The 26,786-nt window shown below is 66.3% G+C and carries 25 protein-coding genes; 14 read left to right on the forward strand and 11 right to left on the reverse strand.

Annotated elements, in window-relative coordinates; genetic code table 11:
- Positions 1–18: 18 nt before the first annotated feature.
- Positions 19–2,772: a transglycosylase domain-containing protein gene (locus AB4Z47_RS14820; protein WP_441951200.1), complete on the forward strand. Its 2,754-nt coding sequence runs from the start codon at positions 19–21 to the stop codon at positions 2,770–2,772.
- Positions 2,773–3,023: 251 nt separating this feature from the next.
- Here the strand turns inward: AB4Z47_RS14820 and AB4Z47_RS14825 are convergent, their stop codons facing one another.
- Entirely contained in the window at positions 3,024–3,284 is a 261-nt protein-coding gene (locus AB4Z47_RS14825) for a hypothetical protein (RefSeq protein ID WP_441951202.1), read from the reverse strand.
- Positions 3,285–3,489: 205 nt separating this feature from the next.
- Between AB4Z47_RS14825 and AB4Z47_RS14830 the strand changes: the two genes are divergently transcribed.
- The gene (locus AB4Z47_RS14830) at positions 3,490–5,193 is read left to right on the forward strand and encodes a glycosyltransferase family 87 protein (protein ID WP_441951242.1); all 1,704 of its coding nucleotides are present in this window, start codon (positions 3,490–3,492) and stop codon (positions 5,191–5,193) included.
- A gap of 4 nt (positions 5,194–5,197) precedes the next feature.
- On the opposite strand, the gene AB4Z47_RS14835 is transcribed toward AB4Z47_RS14830, so the two are convergent.
- Both AB4Z47_RS14835 and AB4Z47_RS14840 read right to left on the reverse strand, forming a co-directional pair.
- On the reverse strand, positions 5,198–6,778 hold the full coding sequence (locus AB4Z47_RS14835; RefSeq protein ID WP_441951203.1) for a TerD family protein: 1,581 nt from the start codon (positions 6,776–6,778) through the stop codon (positions 5,198–5,200).
- 32 nt (positions 6,779–6,810) lie between these two features.
- A complete protein-coding gene (locus AB4Z47_RS14840) occupies positions 6,811–8,202 on the reverse strand; it encodes a TerD family protein (protein ID WP_441951204.1) in 1,392 nt (463 codons plus the stop codon).
- A 100-nt stretch (positions 8,203–8,302) separates the two neighbouring features.
- Here AB4Z47_RS14840 and AB4Z47_RS14845 point away from each other — a divergent pair, with 100 nt between their 5' ends.
- Positions 8,303–8,494 carry a hypothetical protein gene (locus AB4Z47_RS14845; protein WP_441951205.1) on the forward strand — a complete coding sequence of 64 codons (192 nt, stop codon included), beginning with the start codon at positions 8,303–8,305 and terminating at the stop codon, positions 8,492–8,494.
- A complete protein-coding gene (locus tag AB4Z47_RS14850; protein ID WP_441951207.1) occupies positions 8,491–8,940 on the forward strand; it encodes a hypothetical protein in 450 nt (149 codons plus the stop codon). Before AB4Z47_RS14845 ends, AB4Z47_RS14850 begins: the two co-directional genes overlap by 4 nt.
- A 78-nt stretch (positions 8,941–9,018) precedes the next feature.
- Here AB4Z47_RS14850 and AB4Z47_RS14855 read toward each other — a convergent pair whose 3' ends face one another.
- Complete coding sequence (locus tag AB4Z47_RS14855; protein WP_441951209.1) at positions 9,019–9,816, reverse strand: MBL fold metallo-hydrolase; 798 nt, start codon at positions 9,814–9,816, stop codon at positions 9,019–9,021.
- 47 nt (positions 9,817–9,863) lie between these two features.
- Here AB4Z47_RS14855 and AB4Z47_RS14860 point away from each other — a divergent pair, with 47 nt between their 5' ends.
- Complete coding sequence (locus AB4Z47_RS14860) at positions 9,864–10,262, forward strand: MerR family transcriptional regulator (RefSeq protein WP_441951211.1); 399 nt, start codon at positions 9,864–9,866, stop codon at positions 10,260–10,262.
- A gap of 102 nt (positions 10,263–10,364) precedes the next feature.
- Here the strand turns inward: AB4Z47_RS14860 and AB4Z47_RS14865 are convergent, their stop codons facing one another.
- From AB4Z47_RS14865 to AB4Z47_RS14880, 4 genes are read right to left on the reverse strand one after another with little or no spacing between them, the layout of a single operon-like run.
- A complete protein-coding gene (locus tag AB4Z47_RS14865) occupies positions 10,365–11,144 on the reverse strand; it encodes an HAD family hydrolase (protein ID WP_441951244.1) in 780 nt (259 codons plus the stop codon).
- Positions 11,145–11,200: 56 nt separating this feature from the next.
- A complete protein-coding gene (locus tag AB4Z47_RS14870; RefSeq protein ID WP_441951213.1) occupies positions 11,201–13,792 on the reverse strand; it encodes a phosphoribosyltransferase in 2,592 nt (863 codons plus the stop codon).
- Positions 13,789–15,003, reverse strand: a complete 1,215-nt coding sequence (locus tag AB4Z47_RS14875) for an HpcH/HpaI aldolase/citrate lyase family protein (protein ID WP_441951214.1) — start codon at positions 15,001–15,003, stop codon at positions 13,789–13,791. The genes AB4Z47_RS14870 and AB4Z47_RS14875 overlap by 4 nt, the downstream gene beginning before the upstream one ends.
- A 13-nt stretch (positions 15,004–15,016) precedes the next feature.
- Positions 15,017–16,234, reverse strand: a complete 1,218-nt coding sequence (locus AB4Z47_RS14880; protein ID WP_441951216.1) for a hypothetical protein — start codon at positions 16,232–16,234, stop codon at positions 15,017–15,019.
- A 144-nt stretch (positions 16,235–16,378) separates the two neighbouring features.
- Here AB4Z47_RS14880 and AB4Z47_RS14885 point away from each other — a divergent pair, with 144 nt between their 5' ends.
- The 3 genes from AB4Z47_RS14885 to AB4Z47_RS14895 all read left to right on the forward strand — a co-directional run bounded on the left by AB4Z47_RS14885 (position 16,379) and on the right by AB4Z47_RS14895 (position 18,929).
- Positions 16,379–16,954 (forward strand): TerD family protein, encoded by a 576-nt coding sequence (locus AB4Z47_RS14885; protein WP_441951218.1) that lies wholly within the window; start codon positions 16,379–16,381, stop codon positions 16,952–16,954.
- Positions 16,955–17,113: 159 nt separating this feature from the next.
- Positions 17,114–18,211, forward strand: coding sequence for a DUF475 domain-containing protein (locus AB4Z47_RS14890; protein WP_441951220.1), 1,098 nt, complete (start codon positions 17,114–17,116; stop codon positions 18,209–18,211).
- A gap of 94 nt (positions 18,212–18,305) precedes the next feature.
- Entirely contained in the window at positions 18,306–18,929 is a 624-nt protein-coding gene (locus AB4Z47_RS14895; protein ID WP_441951222.1) for a TerD family protein, read from the forward strand.
- Position 18,930: 1 nt separating this feature from the next.
- Here AB4Z47_RS14895 and AB4Z47_RS14900 read toward each other — a convergent pair whose 3' ends face one another.
- The gene (locus AB4Z47_RS14900; RefSeq protein ID WP_441951223.1) at positions 18,931–19,836 is read right to left on the reverse strand and encodes a DMT family transporter; all 906 of its coding nucleotides are present in this window, start codon (positions 19,834–19,836) and stop codon (positions 18,931–18,933) included.
- 83 nt (positions 19,837–19,919) lie between these two features.
- Here AB4Z47_RS14900 and AB4Z47_RS14905 point away from each other — a divergent pair, with 83 nt between their 5' ends.
- Positions 19,920–20,453, forward strand: coding sequence for a CGNR zinc finger domain-containing protein (locus AB4Z47_RS14905; protein WP_441951225.1), 534 nt, complete (start codon positions 19,920–19,922; stop codon positions 20,451–20,453).
- Here the strand turns inward: AB4Z47_RS14905 and AB4Z47_RS14910 are convergent.
- Positions 20,450–21,841, reverse strand: a complete 1,392-nt coding sequence (locus AB4Z47_RS14910; RefSeq protein WP_441951227.1) for a glycosyltransferase family 87 protein — start codon at positions 21,839–21,841, stop codon at positions 20,450–20,452. The two genes, AB4Z47_RS14905 and AB4Z47_RS14910, sit on opposite strands and share 4 nt — an antisense overlap.
- Before the next feature lie 297 nt (positions 21,842–22,138).
- On the opposite strand from AB4Z47_RS14910, the gene rpsF reads away from it, so the two are divergent.
- From rpsF to dnaB, 5 genes are all read left to right on the forward strand, one after another.
- Positions 22,139–22,426 carry a 30S ribosomal protein S6 gene (gene rpsF, locus AB4Z47_RS14915; RefSeq protein ID WP_327110998.1) on the forward strand — a complete coding sequence of 96 codons (288 nt, stop codon included), beginning with the start codon at positions 22,139–22,141 and terminating at the stop codon, positions 22,424–22,426.
- Between the two features lie 92 nt (positions 22,427–22,518).
- Positions 22,519–23,058, forward strand: a complete 540-nt coding sequence (locus AB4Z47_RS14920; RefSeq protein WP_441951229.1) for a single-stranded DNA-binding protein — start codon at positions 22,519–22,521, stop codon at positions 23,056–23,058.
- A gap of 57 nt (positions 23,059–23,115) precedes the next feature.
- A complete protein-coding gene (rpsR, locus tag AB4Z47_RS14925) occupies positions 23,116–23,367 on the forward strand; it encodes a 30S ribosomal protein S18 (protein WP_327121395.1) in 252 nt (83 codons plus the stop codon).
- Between the two features lie 17 nt (positions 23,368–23,384).
- Positions 23,385–23,837 (forward strand): 50S ribosomal protein L9, encoded by a 453-nt coding sequence (gene rplI / locus AB4Z47_RS14930; protein ID WP_441951231.1) that lies wholly within the window; start codon positions 23,385–23,387, stop codon positions 23,835–23,837.
- A 715-nt stretch (positions 23,838–24,552) separates the two neighbouring features.
- A complete protein-coding gene (gene dnaB / locus AB4Z47_RS14935; protein WP_441951246.1) occupies positions 24,553–26,289 on the forward strand; it encodes a replicative DNA helicase in 1,737 nt (578 codons plus the stop codon).
- A gap of 224 nt (positions 26,290–26,513) precedes the next feature.
- Here the strand turns inward: dnaB and AB4Z47_RS14940 are convergent.
- Positions 26,514–26,786, reverse strand: a 273-nt coding sequence (locus AB4Z47_RS14940; RefSeq protein ID WP_441951232.1) for a hypothetical protein, incomplete at its 5' end; no start/stop codon positions are given.

A 26,786-nucleotide genomic window follows, 5' to 3' on the forward strand; every position in this document is an offset into this window, starting at 1 on the left:
CCTCGACCGTTACGAGTTATGGAGATCTTGTCAGTGAATTCGCCCTACGAGACTTCCCCCTACGGCGATGAACCGCATGGCGGCCGTACTCAACGGAGTTCACACCCAGGTCCCGACCCGTACCAGAACCCCCGTCCCGGGCCCCCGCCCGGCGCCCGGCCCGGCCCACCGCCCAGCCCGCGTCCCGGCGGACCGATTCCCGGCGATCCGCGCGGGCCGCAGCCGCCGCGTCGTCCCGGCCCTCCGCCGCATGGCGTTCCTCCGCAGCAGGGCCGTCCGCCGCAGCCGAATCGCGCCGCGCCCCCCGGCCGCCAGGAAACCCAGAAGATCCAGCGCCCCGGTTCGCTGACCGAGGCGGTGGCCGAGCGAAACCGGCGCGGTCCAGCCACCGGGCCGAGTCCGGCCACCGGCCCGCGCCCCGGTGTCGACCGTACGGCCCGTCGCGTCCCCGGCAACGGCACCACCGGCGAACGCAGACAGACCGCCGGCGGCCCCCCGTCCGGCCCACCTCCACGCCGGGGCGGCGGTAGCGGCGGCTCCGACGGGCCGGGCAGGCGTCGGCCCGCGCAGAATAAGAAGTCGCCTTGGCGCATCGTCCGCCGCACCATATACGTCTTCCTCGTGCTGGCCATCCTGGTGCCCAGCGGCATCTTCCTGGCCGCGTACACGACGGTGTCGGTGCCCCAGCCCGGTGATTTGAAGACGAATCAGGTCGCGACCATCCTCGCGACCGACGGCACCACGGTGATCAGCAAAGTCGTTCCGCCGGACGGCAACCGGACCGACGTCACGATCGACCAGATCCCGCCACATGTGCGCAACGCGGTGATCGCGGCCGAGGACCGGGACTTCTACACCAATCCCGGCTTCTCGATCTCCGGCTTCGCGCGGGCCGCCAGGGACAACGTCCTGGGCAGGGAGAGCGCCGGCGGTGGCTCCACGATCACCCAGCAGTACGTGAAGAACGCGCTGGTCGGTGACGAACACTCGCTCTCACGCAAGATGCACGAGCTGGTCATCTCGGCCAAGATGGCGCGGCAGTGGAGCAAGGACGAGATCCTCGCCGCCTATCTGAACACCATCTACTTCGGCCGCGGCGCCTACGGCATCGATGCCGCCGCCAAGGCCTACTTCGGCAAGCCGGTACAAGAGCTGACCGTCGCCGAGGGCGCGGTGCTCGCCGCCACCATCCAGCAGCCGTCCGGTCTGGATCCGGAGAAGAACCCGGAGGGCGCCAAGACCCGTTGGAACTACGTGCTCGACGGCATGGTCTCCGGCGGCAACCTGGCAGCACCGGAGCGGCAGAGCCAACAGTTCCCGCAGGTCGTCCCGGTCAACTCGACCAAGGACAAGGGCTTGGACAGCGGTCCGGAAGGCCTGATCAAGACACAGGTGCTCAAGGAGTTGGCGGCCGCGGGCATCAGCGAGCAGCAGATGAACACCGCTGGCCTGGAGATCACCACCACGATCGACCCGAAAGCCCAGCAGGCGGCCGTCGATGCGGCGACCAAGAAGCTGGAAGGCGAGCCGGAACATCTGCGCACCGCCGTCGTCTCGGTGGATCCGCACAGCGGCGCGGTCCGCGCGTACTACGGCGGCAGCGACGGCCAAGGCTACGACTTCGCCAACGCGGGTCTGATGCCCGGTTCCTCGTTCAAGGTCTTCGGCCTCGCCGAGAACCTGGAGCTCGGCATCCCGCTCTCGCAGATGTACGACAGCTCACCGATCACCGTGAACGGCATCAAGATCACCAACGTCGAGGGTGAGCAATGCGGCACGTGCACCATCGCCGAGGCGCTGAAGCGGTCGCTGAACACCAGCTTCTACCGTATGCAGATAGACATGCAGAACGGCCCGCGGAAGATCGCCGACATGGCGCACAAGCTCGGCATCCCGGACACCATTCCGGGCGTTGGCAAGACGCTCACCGAGCCGGACGGCTCCGGCCCCAACAACGGCATCGTGCTCGGTCAGTACCAGGCCCGCCCGCTCGACATGGCTTCCGCCTACGCGACCTTGGCGGCCTCCGGCGTCTACCACGCACCACACTTCGTCCAGAAGGTGGTCTCCGCCGACGGCCAAGTGCTGCTCGACCGCGGTGAGGTGGCGGGCGAGCAACGCGTGTCAGCCGCGGTGGCCGACAACGTGACGGCGGCGATGAAGCCCATTGCGGCCTGGTCGCGCAACCACAACCTGGCGGGCGGCCGCGAGTCGGCCGCAAAGACCGGCACCGCTCAGCTCGGTGACACCGGCGAGAACCGGGACGCGTGGATGGTCGGTTACACCCCGTCGTTGGCGACCGCGGTCTGGGTCGGCACCGAGCAGGGTGATGCGCTGCGCAACTACAGCGGCGGCATGATCTACGGCTCAGGCCTGCCCTCGGACATCTGGAAGGCCACGATGGACGGTGCCCTGCAGGGCACCACCAACGAGACCTTCCCGAAGCCCGCGCCGATCAAGGGCCAGGCCGGTGTCCCGGAGTGGACGGCGCCCTATACCCCGCCCTCTGCCGTCGATTCGCCACTCCTGCCCCCGGTCGTGGTCGCGCCGACCCAGGTGGAGATCTTCCCCGGAGTCAACATCCAGGTCCCCGGCATCCAACCCGCCCCGCAGCAGCAGCGTCCGCAACAGCGTGATGAGGGCCCTGGCCCGCTTCCCGGTCAACCGATCGCACCGACGGACGGCTCGTCACCGACCGTCACGGGCGCACCCCGGCCAGGCAATAACGGCAACTCGGGTCAGGACGGAACTCCACCGACTCGCGGCAGGTAGTCCGACGTCACGAAGTCGACGTCGGCCGCCTTGCCATAATGCGCAATAGCGCCGCGCAATTCGCCTACCGCCACTTCGTCACAACGACATCATCCCCGGTCTGCGCTATATGTCAGACCGGGGATCATGTCGTTATTCTTACGTAACAGCTCTACCGTAATTCGGCAACCACCGATAATGCCGTCATACGAAAAACATCAGTCCGCACGAACATTGTTCAGGCCGATCAGGGCCGTCGAGAATGTTCGGACTCACTTAGGCGTCTTGTACCAGAAGCCATTCGGATCCTGATAGCATTGCTCCAGCGCACCGGCATCGCTCAAGCAATCGGTAAACTGCCAGTAGCCCCGCACGACCACCCACGAGCCATCCGATATCTGGACGCACTTGTCCGCCACCCCCTTCCCGTTCAGGCAGTCCGCGTAAGACGGTTGCCCGGCCGCGACATTGCCGGCAAAGCCGATCAGAGCCACACCGGCAACAGCCACTGAAACAATGAATTTCGTGAACATACCCACCCCTTTATCGAATGACCGGCGCTCCCCCAATGAGGACCGATCGATCGAATCCTAACATCCGCGAAATGCTTTCGGAAGGTAATATCCATTGCATGGCCTGCCTTTGCATGGATGAGCGGAGACGACTCGCTCCGAACCAAGAGCCGCGCTCCAGGTAGCCTCGGGTGCCGTGACCGATCAGGAACTGGTGGACCAGCGGATGAACGGGAGCGTGCCGCAGACGAGTAGGGCGTCTTCCGACGGTCCCCACTATGTCGCCCCTGGCCCGCTCGCGCCGGAGCTTCGATCGGCGGACGCGCGAGATCGGCCGAGCCGCAACGATTCACTGACCGCCCAGCTGTCCACGGCTATCGGGGGGCCGGTCGGCGATCACGCCCTGATCGGGCGGGCGCGGTTCTGGACGCCGATGCGGGTGCTGATGGCGTTCGCGGTGGTGTTCCTCGCGCTCGGCTGGTTCGGCAAGGCGGGCTGCATCCAACAGACCACCGGCACGGACGGCGGCCTGACCCTCGACTGGAGTAACGGCCGCCAGTACGTGGCCATGTGCTATTCGGACACCGTTCCGCTCTACGGCGCGGAACGGCTGAACGAAGGTGCATTCCCGTACAAGAAGCAGTGGACCGAGTCGGCCCCGGACGGTGGCCTGGAGACGCGGTACATGGAATACCCGGTGCTCTCGGGCCTGTACCAGTATCTCTCGATGCGGATCGCCAAGAGCTGGGATGCTTCACCGCTGCCGGGCGCGCTGCAGGTGGTCGTCTACTTCAACGTCGTCGCGTTCGGCCTCGCGATGGCTTGGCTGGTCACCGTCGGGGCGACCGCCCTGCTGGCCGGTAGGCGGATCTGGGACGCGGCGCTGGTCGCCTGCTCGCCGCTGGTGATCGTGCACGCGTTCACAAATTTCGATGCCCTCGCAACGGCTTTCGCCGCGACCGGCCTGCTCGCCTGGGCCCGGCGTAAACCCGTGCTTGCCGGACTGCTGCTCGGTCTCGGCGGTGCCGCCAAACTGTATCCGCTGCTGCTACTCGGCCCCATCCTCGTGCTGTGCCTGCGCGCCGACCCGATGCAGCGCACGCCGCGCACCCACCTCGGCCTGCGCATCCGCGATATCGACTGCTGGTCCACCGCCATGGCGTGGGTGCGGGAGACCCCATACCGAGTGCAGTTCCTCAGCGCCCGTCCGCTCGGCGCGGCGATTGTCACAGTCGTCGCGGCGCTGACCACCTGGGTGGCGGTGAACCTGCCGATCGCCGCGCTGTACCCGAGCGGATGGCGAGAGTTCTTCCGGCTCAATACCACCCGGCACGCCGATCCCGACTCGATCTACAACGTGGTCACGTCGTTCACCGACTGGCCCGGCTTCGACGGAGCGCTCGACTACGCACAGCAGCCCGTCATCCTGAACGCGGTCTCACTGCTGGTATTCGTCGTGGCGTGCGGGCTGATCGGCTACATCGGCCTCACCGCGCCGCAGCGGCCGCGGCTTGCGCAACTGTGCTTTCTGGCGGTCGCGGCGTTCCTGCTGACGAACAAGGTGTGGAGCCCGCAGTATTCGCTGTGGCTGGTCCCGCTGGCTGTGCTCGCGCTGCCACACCGGCGCGTCCTGCTGGCCTGGATGACCATCGACGCGCTGGTCTGGGTACCACGCATGTTCTACTACCTCGGCCTGGACCACAAGGGCCTGCCCGAGCAATGGTTCACCGGCACGGTGGCGCTGCGTGACCTCGCGGTGGTCGCCTTGTGCGCAGTGATCGTCCGCCAGATCTATCATCCGGAGGAGGATCTGGTGCGGCGCGACTACGTCGACGACCCGGTCGGCGGCATCGTCGACCGCATGCCCGATCCACTGCTGCCCTGGCTGCCCGAGCACCTGCGACCGCGTGTGGCGCTCACGCGCGGCTGAGCGCTCACCGGGTGCGCATCAAGCGCGCCCGCCGTTCCGGCTCCTGCGGCAACATGTCCAGATCCAGCTGCCACGCGCTGCCGGTCCATGGATCGAACAACGGGGTTCCGCCGACGGTGGGCAGGTGCCTGCAGGACTGCGAGAGCATCGCCACGGTCGTGTCGGTCGAGTCGGATTCGTTGGTCCCGACGATCACCGTGGACAATCCGATCAGGTCACCACGGGTGATCAGCGCACCGATCCGTTGTGCGTCCGAGGCCTGGTACCCGTGCGGGAAATCCGCGGCCAGCAGCACGCGATGCTCGCTGGGCGGGGTGAAAGCTCCACTGGTGTAGGCCAATTCAGCAAGTTCGGCGGCGTCGACCAATGCCTGCAACCGCGCCGAGATATCACTGTGATCGGTGATCGGCGATCCGTTCAGCACCGGCGCGAGCAGGCTGGTGAACCCGCTGAACGCGTCGGTGAGGTCGATGATGTCGACCACCGCCTGTCGCTCCGGCGCCGCGGCGAGCAGCCGCGCGAGCAACGCGCCGACCACAGGCACGACCGCGCGAGTCGACTCAGTATCGATCCACAGCGGACGATTCAGCGGCACCGGAACGCAATACGGAATCCGCAGCGGCCCGCGGTCGAGCGCGTAGAGCTCACCGAGCCGAAGGCCGTCGCTCGGTGCTACCGGCTTGTCCCAGGCGGGTGCGTCCCAGGACGCCAGCGACGGCGGCAGCACCTGGTCGGCGTCGGCGAGCTCGCGCATCAGCTGCTCGGTGTCGCGCTGGTGGTTGCGCTCTGCGGTGGCGATCAGCTCGTCACTGCGTTGCTGTGCAGCGCGGCGGGCTTCCTCGGCCGCCGGGGTGTTCCTCGTCGCCGGATCGGAAACGGCGAGCGACAGTTCGTGATCCAGCCGCTTGGCCGCATACTCCCGCGCGGAGACCAACGCGGCGGCCGACCGCGCGGCGTCCTCGAAGACCATCCACAGCCGTTCCAGCCCATGTCCGACCTCCAGCGGCGCACCCGCTGCGGTCCGCGCGTCGCCCGCCATGGAGCCCGTCATTGCGTGCTCCCCCGGACGGGGTTGCGTGGGCTGGCTCTGCGGCGACTCGCCGTCGACATCGACACCATGCGCCGTGAGCAGCACGGCAAGACCGCCCGCGTAGCCCTGACCGACGGCACGCAGCTTCCAGTCGGCGCCGCGCCGGTACACCTCGAGGCAGATCAGCGCCGTCTCGCCTGCCGACGGTGTGATCCCGAATTCGGCTGCCACGGTGTCGTTCTCGGACAGCGTCGCGGTCACCGACCCGAGCCCTTCCGCGCGCGCGGGCGCGGCAGGGTCGGCGCTGACCACCAACAGCACCGCCTTGGCGTCGGCACGCACCTCGGCGAGGGTGACCGTGACCTCGTCGGCGGCGGACAGGACGATCCCGGCCGTGGTGGTCTGGTTGTAGAAGACGAAATCATCGCTGGAGAACACCTTCAGGTTCTCCGCGACCACCAGCGCGGAAACATCGAGGGCAGCCTCGGCTTTCGCACTGAATCGAACGACATCGCCGGTCAGCGGAATGTTCTGACCGGCCTTCAGTTGAATCACGTTGTCTGCCTTGCTGTTCGCGCCGCCCCCGGTCAACCGTTCACGAGGAACCGGCCGAGCTGCGGCACCGCCTCACCGGGATGCTTGGCCTGGAAGCCCTCGCCGAGCGCCTGCAGCTTCCAGTCGTTGCCCACCCGGAACAGCTTGGCCATCGCCATCCCGGTGAACGGCATGCCGCCTGCCAGCGTGTACCTGGCCAGTTCACCGTTGTTGACGCCGTCGACCAAACGGCAGAACGCGTTCTGCACCTGTTCGAAGGTGTGGCCCTTGTAGGAGGTCACGATGAACACCAGCGTGGTCACGTGTGCCGGGATACGGGTCAGGTCGACCAGGATCACCTCGTCGTCGCCCTCGCCCTCACCGGTGAGGTTGTCGCCCTGGTGGCGGATCGAGCCGTCCTTGGAGATCAGCTGGCCGTAGTAGGCGACATCCACTGGGTTCATGTCGGCGAACAGGATGACGGCCGCGTCGAGGTCGATGTCGACCGTACGGTTGCCGAACATACCTCGGCTGCGCACCGGATCCCAGCCGAGGCCCATTTTGACGAAGGTCAGCGCGTTGCCCTCCTTGCGGAGGGTGACCCGCTGGCCCTTGACCAGGCTGACCGGGCGGTCCTTGCTCAAACTGATCTCGGCCGGTGGCTGCTGCGGCACGGGCTGACCCGGAGGTGGGTAACCGGCCCCTGGGCCCGGCGGCGGGTAGCCAGGACCGGGGGGCGGGTAGCCAGGTCCGGGAGGCGGGTAGCCAGGACCGCCTTGCGGTGGCTGACCGGGGCCGGGCGGCGGCGGGTACGCACCGGGCGGCGCGTACTGGGGAGCCTGCTGCTGCGTCGGGTAGGCCGGGGTGGTCGGCGGCGGATAGTTCGGCGGCTGCTGCGGAGGCGGCGGCGCTTGCGCAGGCTGCGGGGCCTGCGTAGGCGAGTCGTCGACGGACACGCCGTGATCGGTGACCAGGGCGGCGAACCCACCCGCGTAGCCCTGTCCGACCGCGCGCACCTTCCATGCGCCCTGACGCCGGTACAGTTCGAGCGCGATCACGATCGATTCGGAGTTCAGCCCGTCGATCCGATACTCGTACAACCGATTACCGGCCGAGTCCGACACAATCGCGGTCGGCGCGGGGAAACGACCGAAGTTGCTGTTCGCATCGTCCAGCGTGATCACCGCGCGGATCTGGTCGATATCGGCTGGTACCGCGTTCAACGACACCGCAAGCGATGCGGGCTGTCCGGCAGGCGCGGGCTGTAGGTTCACGCCGGGGCCGGTCGGCTGGTTGAAGAAGACGAAGTCCCCGTCGGAACGGACCTTGCCGCGCTCGGTGACCAGTAGCGCGGACAGATCCGCGGGCGCCGTGAGCTGGACGGAGATCACCACGTCGTTCATGGCCAGCGGACCGTTCTGGCCCTTGGCGAGTGTTGCGGACAAGTTCGACCCTTCGCTTGTCGGTGCGTTCGCCTGACACTCTACGAGAAACGCGCTTCCCGCCGCTCGTAGGTAACGGCCGCGATGATCGGATACCCGCGAAATGATCGGTTGGTATGGCGGCACGCAGATGCTGTATGGCAACCTCAACCAGTCGTTCGTCACCGACATCTCATGGCGGACCGCGATCGGCCATGATGCGGGCGCGGCGTTCTCGCTGTCGCGAGGTCACCGAAATACCGTGGTGGTCAACGGTGTGATGCGTCGGCTCGGAGTAATGAGGTGGACCCTGTGAGATGTTACGACGTAACCGCCGACGATTCGAAAGCCTGGACCGCGCTCACCCACAGCTTCCTGCCGCTGGACTATCAGTATCCCGACCGGAGCCGTTGGCACGCGCGACTGACTGCGCAGGAAACAGCCGCCTATCGTCTGATGCGCTGGGATCAAGGCGGTGACTACTTTGCCTGCCGATCGCCATCGCATGTCCGCAGGGACCCCCGCGTCGAGTTCTATTGGGTCGTCGTCCCTGAACAAGGCCCCTACTCGGTCCGGTACGGCGACAAGATCACGCGGGTCCCACCCGGCCGCGCGCTGATAACCGGGTTCGACGAGACGTGCCAGATGTACGTCCCCACGTCGTCGGCGCACGTCGTTCAGGTGCCCAGCGCGGAAGTGGACCATCGGGTCCGGCCGGCCGGCTCCGTACCGAACACACCGAACCCGTGTCACTTCACCTGATACCGAATACACCCCGGAGACGCACATCTGGTGTGGCAGGCGCGGATCGGCCGCGACGTCGATGACCACGGCTTCAGGTCAGCCGACGCGCTGGAATTCCCAGGGGTCGTGGGCGCTGATCAGGGTCACCTCGTCGCCGTGATCGCGGTGTAGTTCACGCAAGCGCGCTTGGGTGCCGAGACGCAGGTCGCGGTGCACCTCGGAAGTGGTCTGCACGATGTCGAGTACCGGGTGCGGCTGCGGGGCGGGATCGAGTTCGCGGTGGTAGTAGTAGGCGTCGCCGCAGTGCAGGAGCCAGTGATCACCGTTGCGGACGGCGACTCCGGTATGGCCTGCGGTGTGGCCGCCCAGTGGAATCAGCTGGAAATCCGCGGAAAGGTCCTTCGGTTGAATCGCGATGAAACCGAACCAGTCTCCGGTCTTCTCCGATGGATAGGTGACCCAGCGCGGGTCATGCGCCCAGTGCGCGGGGCGGTAGCGGAAACTCGGCGCTTCGGCGAGCGCAGCGTCGAGCTCGGCGGCGAGGACATGAACCCGCGCGTGTGGAAAGTCGGGTAGTCCACCGCAGTGGTCTACATCGAGGTGGGTGAGGATGATGTGCCGGACGTCGTCTGCGGCGTAGCCGAGCCGCTGGACCTGCCGGATCGCGGTCTCGTCTTCGGAAAGGACCGCCTGCGACATCGCCACCCAATCCGCGCCGAGAGTGCCCGCCGGGTCACGGATATCGTCCAGCCCGATGCCTGTCTCGACCAGGACCAGCCCGTCCGATTCGGTCTCGACCAACAGACAATGGTTGACGGCGTGGGCAGGCGGGGGCCCGTCGTAGGTCGCCTCGATCTGTCGTACCGATCCGCAATTGAGGTGATGAACTGTCATACGAGCTAGTCTGCGACTTGAAGCGCGGTTCAAGTCAAGGAGACGAGATGACCGACGTCCTGCTCGACATCGCCGAGGTGGCCGACCACACCGACCTCGCCCCCTCCGCCCTGCGGTTCTACGAGAAGCGCGGTCTCATCACCTCGACCGGCCGCAACGGCCTGCGCCGCACCTACCACCCCGACGTCCTCGGCCGCCTCGCCCTCATCGCCTGCGCCCGCGGCGCCGGTTTCACGATCGCCGAGATCGCCCGCTTCCTGCGCGCCACCCCCACCGACACCGAACTCCGCGCCCGCATGGCCGAGAAAGCTCGTCAGCTCGACGAGGACATCGCCCGCCTGGTCCGCATGCGCGACAGCCTCCGCCACGCCGCCACCTGCACCCATGACCCGCTGGTCGAATGCCCGGACTTCAAGTCCACCTTCGAACCGCCGTCCAGCCGGTGACCGAAGCGCTCGAGGCCATTCAAGGAACACTCCACCAGCTCGGAATCGGAGCGGACGATCTCACAACCGAGCAGTACACCGATGCGGTGCTGGCTACTCGAACTATTCCGGGGCAGACTCGAGAAACCAGTTGATGATCTCTTCGCCCGCGAGGATGCCGGTGGCGCGGGTGATGGTGAGGTTGGGGTGGGTCCAGTTGAGTTGTTCCAGTTCGCCGTGGCGGGGGCGGATGGCGAAGTCCGCGGAACGCAGCATCTCGGCGTCGAGAGCGCCGTCACCCGCGGCGAACGTTTTTGCCGCACCGGCAAGTTCACCGGTTTCCCAGAGCCGGCGGCGCACCTCGGCGACCGCGCGACTCTTGCAGACGGCCAGCGGCATGGTGTAGATCTTGCGGCCCTGCTGGGACGCGGACCAGCCGCGTTGACGACACCAGGCATCCCATTCGCGGAGGAAACCCTCCGGGACACCCTTGGGTTTCACCACCAGGTAGCAGAACAGGTGGTCGGCGAGGCGGAACTTGGTGACCCACGAATCATCGATGCGTGCACGCAGCTCCGCGCTCACCTCCGACAGCGTCGCGCCGCCCGCGCGAACCTCGGCATCGACGTCGATGCGCCAGCGCACGTCAGGAACGCCGTCGACAAGAATGTTCCCTCCGTTGCTTGTGACCGCGTAACGCCAAGGCGCACCGGGTAATTGGATGCGACCGAACTGTTTTACAGTGCGGGTGGTGGTGGGAATGACGGCGGCCGGTTCGGTGAGGGACTGCATCCGCAGCGCCGCCGCGGTGGTCATGAACGACAGCGGCGCCCCCTCGAGATGCTCCACACAGACCATCGGCACCTCACCTGTGGCGCTGAAGGCGTTACGTGAGTAGATCATCGTGCGGTCCAGGTCGGTCGCGATCAGTGCCTGTCTTCGTGGTCTTCGGGCCAGGTTCACTGCTGTACGTCCTTGATCAATCCCATGCATGAATACGCCAGGTCGGCGACGACCTCCACCGGCACACCTCGGGCGGCGGCGAGCATCCTGATGTGCGCGTGCTCCGGCGCGTCCGCCTCGCGGACCAGCACTCGCCACGGTACCCGCCGCAGCAGCACCCGGGTGGTCTCGCCGACACCTGGTTTCACAAAGTTCACGCTCGCGATGCCGTACTGTGCGCGCACGTTCTCCACCGAGGCCCATCCGGCCCAGGTCGGCGTCCGGTCACTCGCGCGGAGCGTGGCGACTTCGGTGTCGACCCGGTCGCGGACCGCGGCGAAGGCGCCGCTCACGACGTCGAGCAGCCGCCCGGACACGTCGTCGCCGACCAGCTCGCGGTAGAACTTGGCGCCGTGGAAATCACCGGGACCGATCAGCGTGTCGTTCAATACCGTGCGCGAAATCAGCCCGGACACAGTCGAATTCAGACAGGCAGAGGCGATCAGGAAGTCGTCACGGGTGCCATAGGTGCGCACACAATGTCCCGGATCGGCCAGCACCGCCAGCTCGTCGTCGAACCGTGCGCCACCGGCCGCGTGATACGCGCCGAGCGCTTCGGTGAGCTCGCGGGTGATCGCCCCTTTGCCGGTCCATCCGTCCACGAACACGACCGAAGCCGGATCATGGTGCGCGGCCAAATAGTCCAGAGCCACCGCGTCGATGCCCCGATCCCGCACGATCGACACCGCGTAATGCGGCAGCTCGAGACTCGGCCGCCGCGACCGCAGCCAGCGGCGCATCAGCACACCGATCGGTGTCCCTGCCCTGGCCAGCGACACCAGTACGATGTCCTCGCCGCGTTCGGCGACGACGAGTTCCGACACTGTGGCCACGGCGAGCGCGAGCCGCTCGGCGCTGGCCGCCAGTACCTCGTCGAACAGCATCCGATACGACGCGTCCGGCTGGTACTCGATCGGTAGCGACTCGGCGTAATGAGCCTTCCCGGCTTGGATCTTCCGCTCCCGCTCGGCCACGTCGGCTTCGAGGTCGACATCGGACAGATCCTTCAGCAGCCAGGCGACCTCCTCGGCCGCGTAGGACCCGAACTCCGGACCGTGCAACGGCACAGCGCGCCCCGCTTTCGACGTAACGACAGACTCGGGCAGGTCGGCGACGCGTGACCGCCCGGCGTGCAGTTGCCGCGGGTCAGCGTCCGGCAGCACCGCGAGCAGCACATCCGCGCCGGAGGCGGTCAGCACATCGATCAAGCCGCCGTCCGCGACCAGTTCGGGGGTGTCCGCGGGGGAATCGATCACCACCAGCAACACCGGCTCGCCTGAACCGAAATCCAACTCTCCGGAGAAGGACGCGATATCGCGCGCATCGGTGCCTACCGGTGCGAAATCGCCCGCCGGCGGTTCGGCGACAACGTCACCGGTCGACCCCGCGAACCCGGGGGACCACTGCGCGTTGTACAGGTACCGCGGCTGCCCGGGGTCGGGCTCAGCAGCGCGGAACCGGAAGCCACGGCGCAGCGGATATCCCGGCTCGTCCAGCACGTACGCGGGCGATCGAGTGGTGGTCTGGAATCGGGTCGGAGTCCCGGATTCGGCGAGTTCCACCGCGATCCGCAGCGGCAGGTACATCAATTCCTCGTGCCCGAGCACGATGACCGGGCGCCCCGCGAAATCCGCCGCGAGCCAACCGCGCACCGTAGCGGCGGCTTCGGCGAGCGCCGATTCGAACGCCGCCGCGTCCGAGGAAAGGATGCCGTGCCTGCCTCCCTCCGGCACCGATCCCGGCCACGGAAGCATCCCACGAACGAACACACCGGGCTGCGCGGCGACCGGATTGAGCTCCGGTTCGGGTAGCGCCGCGACCGCCTTCGGCAGACCGTCCGGCAAGACGGTGCGGCCGGACGCCAGGCAGACCGTTTCGATCGTGGCGCCGAGTTCGGCGGCGACACTGTCGAAGACGGCGCGGTCGGCCGCGGTACGCATGTCGACCAGTGCGGCGAGCACGTAGTGTGCCCGGGGGGCGAACGCGTGTAGCGCGCGCACCGCGTCTATCGCCGTCGCGCCGGTGGAGATCTCGTCATCCACCAGCACCAGCGGCAGGTCGTTGACGAAGATGCCGGCGGGCACCGGTTGCAGCAGGTGGGAGGTGGCGTGCGAATGCCCCTCCTCGAATCCGGTGAGCGTGTCCGCGGCGGCGACCACACGGCGCGTCGAGTGCAGGTAGCAGTCCGCCCCGATCCGTGCGGCGACGGTGTGCCCGAGTCCGGTTGCGGTTTCGGCGAATCCGAGCACGACGGCGTCGCGTTCGCCGAGTGTGGCACGGACCAGATCGCCCAGGCGGTCGCCCGCGTCGACCACCACACGTGGATCGGTCGGCAGATGCTTGCCGAGGACCGTCGACACCAACAGATGCGCCCGCCGCGGGTTGCGCCGCAAACCGGGCTGGATCAGCGCGGAAATCGACGGCGCGGCAGGTAGCGCGCTCTTCGATCCGACATCGCCGTGCGACTGCTCGTGATGGAGTTCGATACCTAAAGTTCTTGTGGCCCAAGGAATTCTATGCTGACCGAGCTCGGCCGCGGTCTGGCTCATACGGTGACCAACGCCTGAAGCAAGTCCACGAATGACACTCCTTTGTTCGCCACGCCGAACACCCTGGCGCGCAACAGAGTCTGTCGGGCCCAGCTGCGGTGCGGCCGCATCTCGTTCATCTTGTTTCGGTAACCCGAGGCCGCGACACCGCCGACGTCTGCCCGCAGGATGTCCAGGGCATCCGAGTACTCCTCGTGCGACACCACCGACAGCGCGTGCACCGCAGCGACATGCGACGGATGGATCACCGTCTTGCCCTGGATGCCGTTGGCTCGGTCCAGTGTTATCTCGCGCAGCAGTCCGTCCAGATCCCGGCTGACCAAGTACTGACGGAACGGCACCGCGTCCGATTCCTCGAACGGCGCGGTGCGCAGCTGCGGGCGGAACATCCGCTCGTGGTCGGCGAAGTACTCCCACACCGGCCCGGTGATGACGAAACCGGTCCCGTCCGCGCGCCCCAGATAGTTCACGATGTCGGCGATCACGTCGGCGACCACCCGGACGTCGTAGATCGTCAGGTCGCGATCACGCCGGATACCGAACGTCGAGCACATGTCGGTCGCGCCCACCCGCACCGCCAGCACCCGCTCCCGGTGCGCGGCGAGCAGCGCCGCGATCTGGGCGAGCTCGCCGTCACGGGTCTGCCGGTGCACCAGGCCCGCCGATTCGAGCACCGGCATCCCGTACAACGGCCGGTCCAGTCGCTGCGCGGCCGCGTTCAGAGCGTTCAGGTACTTCGGTCCCGAAATGCTGTCGAACTTCGGCAATACGAACCCGGTCAGCACTGTGGCGCCAGGGCCGAGTTGTTCGACGATCTCGGTGATCGTGTCCGCGTCGCGTACCCGCACGAACAGCAGCGGATTGGCGTCCTGGCTCGCCGCGAGCAGATCGAGCACCGCGACGGTCTGTCTTTTGGCGTACTCCACCTCGTGATCGGCGACGGCGTCCTCGAGGTCGATCACCATCGAGCACACGCCGCGCTCGGCGCGTTTGCTGATCGTCAGCGCGAGATCCGTTCTCGTCGCGGGCGCGTACAGGGTCGCACCGAGCGCGATCGCCAACAGCTCTCGGTCGGTGTGGTCGTCGCCGAACGGTTCGGGCTGCCGGTGGAAAAGACGCCTCGCCTCTGGGCCGTGCAACTGCCGGAAGTGGCGCAGCGGCATTCGCTTCCGCAGGGAAACCTCCTGCTGGACGGCGATGCCTGCGGTCATCCTTGCCCCATCCTCATTCTCGTCGTGGTCCTACTTGTTTTCTCATTCGATCCACTACCCCGGCTATGAATTGTGTGACGGCATCGAGTTCCGCCACATAGGCCCAGTAGTCGGGGTGACGCCCCGACAGTGTTTCGCTGATTCTGTCGATCCGTGCGGCCTGTGCATCGAGCACTGATCCCCACTCCGCGACGAGCCCGCGGCTCACCGCGAGCATCTGCGCATCCCGCAGCCGGAATCGTACGGCCTTGGCCTGTTCTTGCGGGTCGGACCGGACGTCCCGCAGCACCGCGAGCCGTTTGGTGACGGCATCGACCTTCTGCTCGGCCTCGGCGAGGAACCCGCGCGCGGATGTGGTCAGATCAAGTGCAAACTCCGGGTTGTCCTCCGCCGCTGCCGCGCGCGCCCTACTGAGAGCCGCGTCCGCGGCATCGATGGCTCGCTGACTTTCCCGCTCATTGTCAGCCAGATCGGCCGAACTCGCAGCATTGAACTCACGAAGCAGTGCCGAGAACGCGGGCGCGATCCCCTCCGCCCTGGTCCGGACAGCGGCGATGCGGGTGCTCACCGAGGAGATCGCGTTGTTTGCCGCAGCGGCCCGCGATGGGGCATGCGCCAACGCGTCCGCGAGTTCTTTTGCGGCCGCTTCCAGCCGGTTCGCGGCCTCGCGCAGGGTGCCCGCCTGGGCGCCGGAGCCGGCCGATTCCAGGGTGAGCACAGCGTCGTCCACCGCGGCGGCGCGGTCGCGCACCGAGGGATAGTTCGCGAACTCGGATTCGGCGGCCTGCCCGCGCACCGCCGCCGCGGCGATCTTCACCTGCCGCACCAGCTGCGGCACCGTGCCGAGCACGGCGACCGCGTTTTCGAGCTGAGACTGATTGCCGCGATAGAACTCGTCGACGGCCCGGGCCGCGTCGGTCAGCTGCCGCACCACGGCATCGGTGCGGTGCTGGCCGTGCTGCACCGGTGTGCCGTYGCGCTGCGCTGCCTCCAACTCCTCTGTCAGCGCCAGGTATACGCTCGCGGCGTCATAGCACCTGTCGCGCACCGGTTCCCAGCGCGCACCCATCCGCCGCTCGGGGAAAACCTGGTCGGAGGCAAGCACCGCCGCGTCGGCCGCGCTCTGGCGTCGATCCATGTCGAGAAACGCCGATGCCAGCGCCGTACGGGCCTGTTCGATCCACTCGTCGTTCCCGGACGAGCGGAACCATCCACGCTTTCGGCCTGCCACGCCCCGATGGTAGGAGATGTTCCTGTTCGCCGAGGGTTCCGCCGGTTCTTACGAAAGTTCGCGGAAACCTACTACTGTCGTATGACGTACCCGGCGATTCGGACATGCTGGGAACCAATGACGGACTATTGAAAGGGATCCCGCATGGGTGTCAGTTTGTCCAAGGGCGGCAATGTCTCGCTGACCAAGGCGGCGCCTAACCTGACCGCTGTATCTGTCGGCCTCGGGTGGGATGTGCGGACCACCACCGGCACCGACTTCGACCTCGACGCGAGCGCCATCGCCACCGGCGCGGACAAGAAGGTCGTGTCGGACCAGCACTTCGTCTTCTTCAACAATCTGCGTTCGCCCGAGGGTTCGATCGAGCACGTAGGCGACAACCGGACCGGCGAGGGCGAGGGCGACGACGAGGTCATCAACGTCGACCTGACCGGCACCCCGCCCACGATCGAGAGCATCTTCTTCCCGGTCTCGATCTACGACGCCGACTCCCGGTCGCAGTCCTTCGGCCAGGTGCGCAATGCCTACATCCGCGTTGTGGATCGCAGCAACGGCGCCGAGCTCGCCCGCTACGACCTCTCCGAGGACGCCTCGACCGAGACGGCCATGGTCTTCGGCGAGCTGTACCGCAACGGCGCGGAATGGAAGTTCCGCGCGATCGGCCAGGGCTACGCCTCCGGTCTGGCCGGCATCGCCCGTGACTACGGCGTGAACGTCTGAGGAACATTTCGCTGTTCGCAGGGGGCCCGGCGACGGGCCCCCTCGTCATGTGACCGGGCAGGCCGGCGCCCCGGAAGTAGCGTTGGACAACCGGCGGTTCAGCGGCCACGCTGGTAGCAACCAACGCCGACTCGTTCTCACTTCACGAAAGGTCCCAGCGTGGTCCTGCGCATATTCGGCATGTCCTTACTCGTCACAGTGGTCTCGCTCGTCGCGGCACTGCTCTACGGCGGGCCGACCGCCCTCGCGCTCGCCGCGATCCTCGGCATCCTCGAGGTGTCGCTGTCTTTCGACAATGCCGTCATCAACGCCACCATCTTGCAGCGGATGAGCGATTTCTGGCAGCGAATCTTCCTCACCGTCGGCGTGTTGATCGCCGTCTTCGGTATGCGCCTGGTCTTCCCTCTCGCGATCGTGTGGATCACCGCCGGGCTGAATCCGGTGCGGGCCTTCGACCTCGCGCTCAACCCGCCGGCAAACGACGCGCTGACCTTCCCGGACGGCAGCCCGAGCTACGAGAAACTGCTCACCGACGCGCACCCGCAGATCGCGGCGTTCGGTGGAATGTTCCTCGCGCTGCTGTTTCTCAACTTCATCTTCGAAGAGCGCGACATCACCTGGCTGGGCTGGCTGGAGCGGTCGCTGGCCAAGGCGGGCAAGCTGGACATGCTCTCGGTGGTCGTCGCGGGTGCCGGCCTGATCCTCACCGCCGAGTACATCTCCGACGACGCGCACCGCTCGACCGTCCTGGTTTCGGGCCTGCTCGGCATGATCACCTACATCGCGGTCGACGGGCTCGGCTCGATGTTCCACACCGAGGAGCACACCGGAGGACCGTCCGAGCTGGTCAAGGCCACCGGTAAGGCCGGCTTCTTCCTGTTCCTGTATTTGGAGGTGCTCGACGCGTCGTTCTCCTTCGACGGCGTGATCAGCGCGTTCGCCATCACCTCCGACCCGATCATCATCGCGCTCGGCCTCGGCCTGATCGGTGCCATGTTCGTGCGGTCGATCACGGTGTACCTGGTGCGTAAAGGCACCCTGTCGGAGTACGTCTACCTGGAGCACGGCGCGCACTGGGCGATCGGCGCGCTGGCGGTGATCCTGCTCGTCTCGATCGGCGTGCACATCAATGAGATCGTTACCGGCCTGGTCGGCGTCGCGTTCATCGGCGCGGCGTTCATCACCAGCCTCGTCCGCAACCGGCGCGAGGACGACGAGGAACTGGCCAGCGAACGGGAACCGACGCCGGTAGGCTGATTCCCGGCATGCAGCCGAAGACCCTTTGCGGCAGCGGCCCCATCCCGTCGGATGGCCGCTGCCGCTCTCGTTTCAATTGAGGGGGGATCGCGCCATGGCGATCGACCACAGTCCCGGCGGCGTCAACCTGTCCAAGGTGACCTTGTCGAAGGCGACACCCAGCATCAATCTCACGAAGCCTGGTGAGCAGCAGGGAACCATGCGGGTGAACCTGAACTGGTCGAGTGGTTCCAAGGGATTCTTCCGCCGGTCCAAGCCCGTCGACCTCGACCTCGGCTGCCTCTACGAGCTGTCCAACGGCGCGAAGGGCGTCGTGCAGGCGATCGGCGACAATTTCGGTGCATTGGAGGCCGAGCCCTACATCAAGCTGGACGGCGACGACCGCAGCGGTTCCGTCGAAGGCGGCGAGAACATGAGTATCAACCTCGCCCGTCCTGACCTGTTCCGCCGCATCCTGATCTTTGCTCTCATCTACGAGGGCGTGCCGAACTGGGCCGCTGCCGACGGTGTGGTGACGCTGCACCCCACTGCGGGCCCGCAGATCGAGGTCCGCTTGGACTCTCCGGTAGCCGGCGCCCGCTCGTGTGCCATCGCGCTGCTGCAAAACCAGGGGCCCGGAATCACAGTCTACCGGGAGATGCAGTACGTCAACGGCGCCCAGCGCGAGATCGATCAGGCGTACCGCTGGGGCATGCAGTGGCACAGCGCACGCAAGTAGGTCAGCGCGCCACGACCGCAGGCCGCCGTGCCGCAACCGAGGCGGAGGAAGCCGAGGGCTTGCGCGAGGCGAATACCATACCGACGAGGCCGACACTCAGCCCTGTGATCGTGAGCGGCCGCAACGGCTGATCGATCAGCAGCCAGGCCAGGATCGCGGTCACCGCGGGCGTCGCGAAGAACAGCTTGCCCACCCTGGTCGCGTCCCAGTGCCGCAGCATCGCGTTCAGCAGCAGGAATGCCGCCATCGAGTTCACAAGCACCATCCAGGTGACCGATCCGGCGAACCGGCCGACGTCCGACACGTGGACCTGACCGGTCAGCCAGGCCAGCAACCCGGCGATGGGAGCGCTCAGCACCACGTGCAGCGTCGTGGACGCCCGCGGATCGACCGTGGGGACGAACCGCTTCTGGTACACCGTGCCGATGCTCAGGCCGAGTAAGCCGACCACGCACAGCAGCAATCCGACCGGCGAGAAATGGGATTGGTCGAGCACCGCCAGCGCGACCCCGATTCCGCCGATGCCGAAGCCGAACCACTGGCGCGCCGTGACGGTTTCGCCGAGAACCCCGGCGAACAGCGCGATGACCACCGGGTTCAACCCCTGCATCAGTGCGATCACCGCGGCCGAGACATGATCGCTCATTGCTGTGTAGAAGGCGCCGAACTGCACAATTTGCATCAGCAGCCCGGCGACCAGCACGTGCCGTAATTGGCTGCCGCGCGGCCAGGTGGCTCGCACCGTGCAGGCGTACACCGCGAGCAGAACGCCCGCGATGGCGTAGCGCGCGAACAGCACCAGCATCGGTGGCGCCGCACCGACCCCGATTATCCCGGCGATGAACGCGCTGCTCCACAACAGGACGAACAGCGGCTGCGCGACCACCGTCATGAACCGAGTCTGCACGGACCCTCCTGAAATAACTGCCTTGGGTGGTTATCACGGTGACATCTGGCCAACTAACCTGTCAAGCCGGTTATCATGGATGGGTGTTCACCTTCGTGAGCGGCAACCTCGCACTGGACTTCGCAGGCACCGTCAAGGCTCGATCGACCACGTTCGACGACCTGCTCGACACCCCTGCCACGCTCGCCGGTTGGATCGTCGCCGCCGAACTGCTCGACGACGCCCCTCGCTGCGACGCGGGCACGCTTGCGCGCGCGGTTCGGCTGCGCGAGGCGGCCTACCGCATGGCGTTGGCCGCGGCGGAGGACAAACCGTTTGCCGACGCGGACCGCCGGGCAGTGAACGATATGGCCGATGGCAACCTTCCCTCGGTCGCGTTGCGGGCCGACGGCACGATGATCCGAGCGGGAGATGCGGACGCCGCCCTCACGGCCATCGCCCGGTCCGCGGTCGAGCTGCTCGGCGGTGCGGCGCTGATCAAGGAGTGCGGTCGCGCCGAGTGCACTCGCCTGTACCTGGACACCTCTCGCGGCGGTTCCCGCCGCTGGTGCGACATGACGCAATGCGGCAACCGCGCCAAGAGCGCCGCGTTCCGTGCCCGGCGGAGCGGACCCTAGGCCACCGGAATCAGGTCACCGGGGCCGTACCGCGGCACCGGCGGCGGCACCCCGCGATATCCGCGCGGCAGCGCCCACAGGAATACGAAGAACAGCACTACCAGCAGACTCGCGCGGCCCCACACCCCGAACTGGACGATGTTCTCCATCAGGTCCACGGAGGTACCCTGGCCCATCGAGTAGAAATACCGGAACACGCCGATCCCGATGGCCGCGTCGGCGACGAGATAGCTGCCGATCAGCCACCATGGCACCTCGAGCAGCACCAGGAACGGCACCAGCCACAGCGTGTACTGCGGCGAATGCACCTTGTGGAACAACAGGAATCCACACAGCATCGCGCCGCTCACCCCGACCCACGGGTAGACGCCGGTCGTCAGGTATCGGCGCCAGCCGAGCCACATGGCCAGCGCGAACGCGGCGATCACCAGCACCGGCGAGGCGACCGACACCACCTGCTGGAATACCGCCTCGCTCTGGACGTCCTGGCCGAACATCGGCCGGAGCCCCCAGTACCAAATGGAATTCGTGGTGATGTCGGCCTGGCGCAGCTGCTGAAAGGTGATCGACGCGCGCCAACCCTCGTAGCCTGCCAGCGCGAACGGCAGGTTCACCGCGACGACGGTGCCGACGGCCGCCGCGGCGGCGAGCAGCGCGCCGCGGATGTCGAACTCGCGATCCGACTGATCGCGGTCGCGTTCGACGCCCCCGGTGAGCACATACGCCATCAGTGGCAACACGAATATCCCCGGGTACAGCTTCAGGCAGAAACCGAGCCCGAGCAGTACCGCTGCCAGAATTCCCCTGGTGCGCAACGAGTACCGGGTCAGGACGCCCACCACGTAGACGGCCGCGACCGATGTGCATACCACCGGGAGTTCCCAATTGTGGAAGGCGTAGAGCACCAGCGGCGGTCCCGCCGCCCACAGCAGCGCGGCGCGTCCGGCGAGCCGGGCCAGCATCCACGCGGTCAGCAGCGCGAACGGCGCGAGCAACAGGGCGGAGTGCAGCAGGAACTCGGCATCGTTGTGCGCGCCGACCGCGCCGAGCCACATCAGCAGACCGCTGAGCACCGGATATTCCACCGCGCCTCCGACAAGCGCACCACCGTCGGTGATGCCGCCGTCCAGATAGGGGAAGACGTGCTCGTTGATATCGCGGCCGAGCCAGAGAAACTGGATGTCGGAATAGCAGACGTCCGAATCCTTGGCGATGTCGAAGACCGTGCTGCGACCGTCCGCGTCGAACGGCGCGCCCGCACACCGGGCCTTGTTCACATATGCCAGCGCAAGAGTCAGACCGCACAGCAGCACAACTACCGCGGCCAGCGCCGCGCGACGTCGCACGCGCCCTGCGATCAGGTCGCGGGCGACGAGTCCGGTCGGCATGACAACCACCCTAAGCGGCACTGCCAAGCCGTGCCGATGTTCCCCCACCGCAACGACTGATTTCGCGCGCACATGGATAACTCGCCGGGCACCGGCTCACTCACCCGCCACCGCACCGCCAGCCGCCGACGCCGCCGCGGCTGCCGAGTCCGGCCTGAATACGCGGAGAGGCGAGGGGAAGGGAGCGTTTCGCTGCTCACCGCCCGGTCATGTAGCCTTGTCGGGTTGCTGACGCAACGACCCTCCTGCCACGGACCGTCCGTGGCCGTTTCCCAGTCCACAGGAGGTGATTGGTCCGTGCGTCATTACGAAGTGATGGTCATCCTCGATCCAAGCCTGGACGAGCGCACTGTTGGTCCGTCGCTGGACAACCTGCTCAGTGTCGTTCGCACCGATGGCGGCAAGATCGACAAGGTCGACATCTGGGGCCGCCGCAGGCTCGCCTACGAGATCGCCAAGCAGGCCGAGGGCATCTACGCCGTGGTCGATCTGACCGCCGAGCCCGCCACCGTGAGCGAGCTCGACCGGCAGCTCGGTCTCAACGAGTCGGTGCTGCGCACCAAGGTTCTGCGCCACGACAAGTAGTTCCACAACCCTCGTTTGCGTCAGAGCCTATGCCTAGGCTCTAGCGCAACAGCGAGACGTGGACTGCACACCGAGCAGGAGGAACCAACCACATGGCAGGCGACACGGTCATCACCGTCATCGGAAACTTGACGGCCGACCCCGAGCTTCGATTCACGCCGGCGGGACAGGCGGTGGCGAATTTCACCGTCGCGTCGACACCCCGTGTTTTCGACCGTAATTCGAACGAATGGAAAGACGGCGAAGCGCTGTTCCTGCGCTGCAATATCTGGCGCGAAGCCGCGGAGAATGTTGCCGAAAGCCTGACCAGGGGTTCCCGCGTCATCGTGAGCGGACGGCTCAAGCAGCGCTCCTATGAAACCCGCGAGGGTGAGAAGCGCACGGTCGTCGAGCTCGAGGTCGATGAGGTCGGTCCCTCGCTGCGCTATGCCACCGCGAAGGTCAACAAGACCAGTCGCGGCGGCGGTGGCGGCGGCTTCGGGTCCGGCGGCAGCGGCGGTGGCGGTAACTACGCTTCCTCCGGTGGTGGCGGTGGGCGTTCCGGCGGTGCCGAGGACGACCCTTGGGGCAGTGCCCCTGCGGCGGGCTCCTTCGGGGGCGGCAGCCGCATGGATGACGAACCGCCGTTCTGAGAACGGACACATCGGCCCGCATGATCCGGGCCATCAATGATTACGGAGTACACGACCATGCCTAAAGCGCCCGCGCGCGAAAAGGTGCTCAAAAAGAAGGCTTGCGCGTTCTGCAAGGAAAGCAAGACCGGAACCGTTTCGATCGACTACAAGGACACGACGCTGCTGCGCAAGTACGTCAGCGACCGCGGCAAAATCCGCGCCCGCCGTGTCACCGGCAACTGCGTGCAGCACCAGCGTGATATCGCGGTTGCGGTCAAGAACTCGCGTGAGGTGGCTCTGCTGCCTTACGTGTCGACGGCTCGCTGAGAAAGGGAGGCACGCAAATGAAGTTGATTCTGACTGCTGATGTGGACAACCTTGGTGCCCCCGGCGACACGGTGGAGGTGAAGGACGGCTACGGCCGCAACTACCTCCTGCCGCGCGGCCTGGCGATCGCGGCCAGCCGCGGCGCGCAGAAGCAGGTCGAAGGCATCCGCAGGGCGCAGGACGCCCGTCGGGTTCGCGACCTGGACCACGCCAACGAGCTGAAGCAGGCCATCGAGGGCCTGGAGTCGGTCTCACTGACCGTGAAGACCGCGGGCACCGGCAAACTGTTCGGCTCGGTGACCCAGGCGGACGTCGCCGCGGCTGTCAAGTCGGCGGGCGGACCCGTCGTCGACAAGCGCAGCATCGATCTGCCGAAGGCCCACATCAAGACGACCGGCAAGCACGGCATCGTCGTGCACCTGCACCCGGATGTGGTTGCCAGGTTCGACCTGACGGTCACTGCCAGCTGATTCGGGCTTACGTCGAAGGACCACTCCCGTGTCCCCGCACAGGAGTGGTCTTCGGCTGCGCCGTGATGTTCCACAACATCAGTTAGCTGTTCGTTTGCTTATTGCCAGCGTTTCGCTCGGAACATTCTCCGCAAATCGATCGCCGACTGCTTTACCTCCGGTTATTCGACCTGTGGATCAACGGTGAAACCATCCGAAAGCACTGTGATACAAGTCACGCATCGCTTACGTGCCGTTTACTCAACACGCCCGGCTGTTCAACTTGGTCGACACGCCGGTCTTTGATTCATCCACACACGGAGAGATGCGGAAATCCATATCTATCTGGATGTTTGCCCGCAGCGACCTGGGTTTTCCCCAAGTTGTACACAGGGGGTGCACAACGCTGAGTAAACAGTCCCCAACTTATCCACAGCCGTGTGCACAGTCCGGTTTGGTGGACGACTGTCGGGTCACCTAGGTTCGTCGCATCGCCGTGCGCGAGCCGCCTCCCGACCGGCGTTAACCGGCAGGCCACGGCGGTAGCTGGAACCTGGTCGACCGAGGCAAAAGTGTCGGTGCCCGGGAGTAGAACGAGTCATCAATAGGGCAGAACCCGGTCGTGGGGTAGAGAGGACGGTCGAGTCTGGTGACAGCCACCGATGACCGCCGCGAGCACACGAATTTTCCGCCCGAACCCCCCGGCGAAGACTTCGGCCGCCAGCCCCCGCACGACATGGCCGCCGAGCAGTCGGTACTCGGGGGCATGCTCTTGAGCAAAGACGCGATCGCCGATGTCGTCGAGGTGATCCGCCCCGGCGATTTCTACCGTCCGGCTCATCAAGCCGTCTACGACACCATCCTCGATCTCTACGGCCGCGGTGAACCCGCCGACCCGGTGACCGTCGCCGCGGGCCTCGACCGCCGCGGTGAGCTCAAGCGCATCGGCGGCGCACCCTATTTGGTCACGCTCACGCAGACCGTGCCCACCGCCGCCAACGCCGGCTACTACGCCGAGATCGTCGCCGAGAAGGCGATCCTGCGCCGTCTGGTCGAGGCCGGCACCCGCATCGTCCAGTACGGCTACGCGGGCGCCGACGGCCAGGACATCGCCGAGGTGGTCGATCGCGCCCAGGCCGAGGTCTACGAGGTCACCGAGCGCCGCACCACCGAAGACTTCCTCCCGCTCGAGGAACTCCTACAGCCGACGATGGACGAAATCGATTCCATCGCCAGCCGCGGCGGCATCTCCCTCGGCGTCCCCACCGGCTTCACCGAACTCGACGAGGTCACCAATGGCCTACATCCGGGCCAAATGATCATCGTCGCGGCTAGGCCCGGCGTGGGAAAGGCCCTGGCCCTCGACACCCCGCTGCCGACACCGTCCGGCTGGACAACGATGGGTGAGGTCCGAGTCGGCGACGAACTTCTCGATGCCCACTGCCACCCCACCCGGGTGGTCGCTGCGACCGACGTCCTGACCGAACGCCCCTGCTACGAGATCGAATTCTCGGACGGGACAGTGATCGTCGCCGACGAACAGCACCAATGGCTCACCGTCGCCCGCTCCGACGAATCTCGGCCTGCGGTACGCACGACCGGCGAAATCGTCCACACGGTGCGAACCGAGGACGACGAACCGAATCATGCCGTGCCCAGCACCGCACGTTCCGAGTCTCGTTACATCGTGGACGTTCGCAAGATCGACACGGTCCCTGTGCGGTGCGTGGAAGTCGACAACAGCGACCACCTGTACCTCGCGGGCCAGACGATGGTGCCGACCCACAACTCCACTCTGGGCATGGACTTCATGCGCAGCTGCTCGATCAAACACGGCCTGGCAAGTGTGATCTTCTCGCTGGAAATGAGCCGCACCGAGATCGTCATGCGCCTGCTCTCCGCCGAAGCAAAGATCAAGCTGGGCGATATGCGCTCCGGTCGAATGAGCGACGATGACTGGACCAAACTCGCGCGTCGGATGAGCGAGATCAGCGAAGCACCGCTGTTCGTGGACGATTCGCCGAACCTCACCATGATGGAGATCCGCGCGAAGGCGCGGCGACTCAAGCAACGCCACGATCTGAAACTCGTTGTGGTGGACTACCTCCAGCTGATGACCTCCGGTAAAAAGGTCGAATCCCGCCAGCAGGAAGTCTCGGACTTCTCCCGAAACCTGAAGTTGCTTGCCAAGGAGCTCGAAGTCCCGGTGGTCGCGATCAGTCAGCTGAACCGCGGTCCCGAACAGCGAACCGACAAGCGCCCCATGGTGTCCGATTTGCGCGAGTCCGGCTCGCTGGAACAAGACGCGGACATGGTTATCCTGCTGCACCGCCCGGATGCCTTCGAACGCGACGACCCACGTGGCGGCGAGGCCGACCTGATTCTCGGCAAGCATCGTAACGGCCCGACCGCAACGATCACGGTCGCCCACCAGCTGCACCTGTCGCGGTTCGTGGACATGGCTCGCGGCTGATTCTGTCTGTGGCGGTTGTCGGGTCTCATCCGATATGGCGGAATTGCATCGAAGAGCTGACCGGCCGAGACCTCCTCCGCCGCCCGGAAACGGAGTCGACTTCTTCCTGGCCTTCTTCCTGGCCTTCGCCCTCCGCTGAAAGGTAGGGCGCATGACAGCTGCATCCACGCGTCTCGGAGTGCCGCGCATCGAGGATCCGGTGCGCGGCAGCTCGGACAGGCGGATCAGCTCGGGAGGTCGTTGACTGATGCGGATTCGTTGCGGGACAGTGTGATTCCGAGATCGGCGGCGGCGCGATCGAGCTCGTCGTCGTCGCCGTGGTGCAATTCGATGGCGGAGCCGGCAGAGAGCACCTCGACGTTGAGGCACAGCGACTGGAGTTCTTTGAGCAAGACCTTGAACGATTCCGGAATGCCCGGCTCCGGGATGTTCTCGCCCTTGACGATCGCCTCGTAGACCTTCACGCGACCGACCACGTCGTCGGACTTGATGGTCAA

It is taken from the genome of Nocardia sp. 2TAF39, from assembly GCF_052114905.1.
In the GTDB taxonomy this organism is placed as follows: Bacteria; Actinomycetota; Actinomycetes; order Mycobacteriales; family Mycobacteriaceae; genus Nocardia.

Excerpts from the sequence above, each read along its gene's own strand:
- AB4Z47_RS14820 (WP_441951200.1), top strand. The coding sequence starts at position 19 with ATGGAGATCTTGTCAGTGAATTCGCCCTACGAGACTTCCCCCTACGGC.
- AB4Z47_RS14825 (WP_441951202.1), bottom strand. The coding sequence starts at position 3,284 with ATGTTCACGAAATTCATTGTTTCAGTGGCTGTTGCCGGTGTGGCTCTG.
- AB4Z47_RS14830 (WP_441951242.1), top strand. The coding sequence starts at position 3,490 with ATGAACGGGAGCGTGCCGCAGACGAGTAGGGCGTCTTCCGACGGTCCC.
- AB4Z47_RS14845 (WP_441951205.1), top strand. The coding sequence starts at position 8,303 with ATGATCGGTTGGTATGGCGGCACGCAGATGCTGTATGGCAACCTCAAC.
- AB4Z47_RS14855 (WP_441951209.1), bottom strand. The coding sequence starts at position 9,816 with ATGACAGTTCATCACCTCAATTGCGGATCGGTACGACAGATCGAGGCG.
- AB4Z47_RS14860 (WP_441951211.1), top strand. The coding sequence starts at position 9,864 with ATGACCGACGTCCTGCTCGACATCGCCGAGGTGGCCGACCACACCGAC.
- AB4Z47_RS14865 (WP_441951244.1), bottom strand. The coding sequence starts at position 11,144 with ATGATCTACTCACGTAACGCCTTCAGCGCCACAGGTGAGGTGCCGATG.
- AB4Z47_RS14870 (WP_441951213.1), bottom strand. The coding sequence starts at position 13,792 with ATGAGCCAGACCGCGGCCGAGCTCGGTCAGCATAGAATTCCTTGGGCC.
- AB4Z47_RS14875 (WP_441951214.1), bottom strand. The coding sequence starts at position 15,003 with ATGACCGCAGGCATCGCCGTCCAGCAGGAGGTTTCCCTGCGGAAGCGA.
- AB4Z47_RS14885 (WP_441951218.1), top strand. The coding sequence starts at position 16,379 with ATGGGTGTCAGTTTGTCCAAGGGCGGCAATGTCTCGCTGACCAAGGCG.
- AB4Z47_RS14895 (WP_441951222.1), top strand. The coding sequence starts at position 18,306 with ATGGCGATCGACCACAGTCCCGGCGGCGTCAACCTGTCCAAGGTGACC.
- AB4Z47_RS14910 (WP_441951227.1), bottom strand. The coding sequence starts at position 21,841 with ATGCCGACCGGACTCGTCGCCCGCGACCTGATCGCAGGGCGCGTGCGA.
- AB4Z47_RS14920 (WP_441951229.1), top strand. The coding sequence starts at position 22,519 with ATGGCAGGCGACACGGTCATCACCGTCATCGGAAACTTGACGGCCGAC.
- rpsR (WP_327121395.1), top strand. The coding sequence starts at position 23,116 with ATGCCTAAAGCGCCCGCGCGCGAAAAGGTGCTCAAAAAGAAGGCTTGC.
- rplI (WP_441951231.1), top strand. The coding sequence starts at position 23,385 with ATGAAGTTGATTCTGACTGCTGATGTGGACAACCTTGGTGCCCCCGGC.
- dnaB (WP_441951246.1), top strand. The coding sequence starts at position 24,553 with ATGGCCGCCGAGCAGTCGGTACTCGGGGGCATGCTCTTGAGCAAAGAC.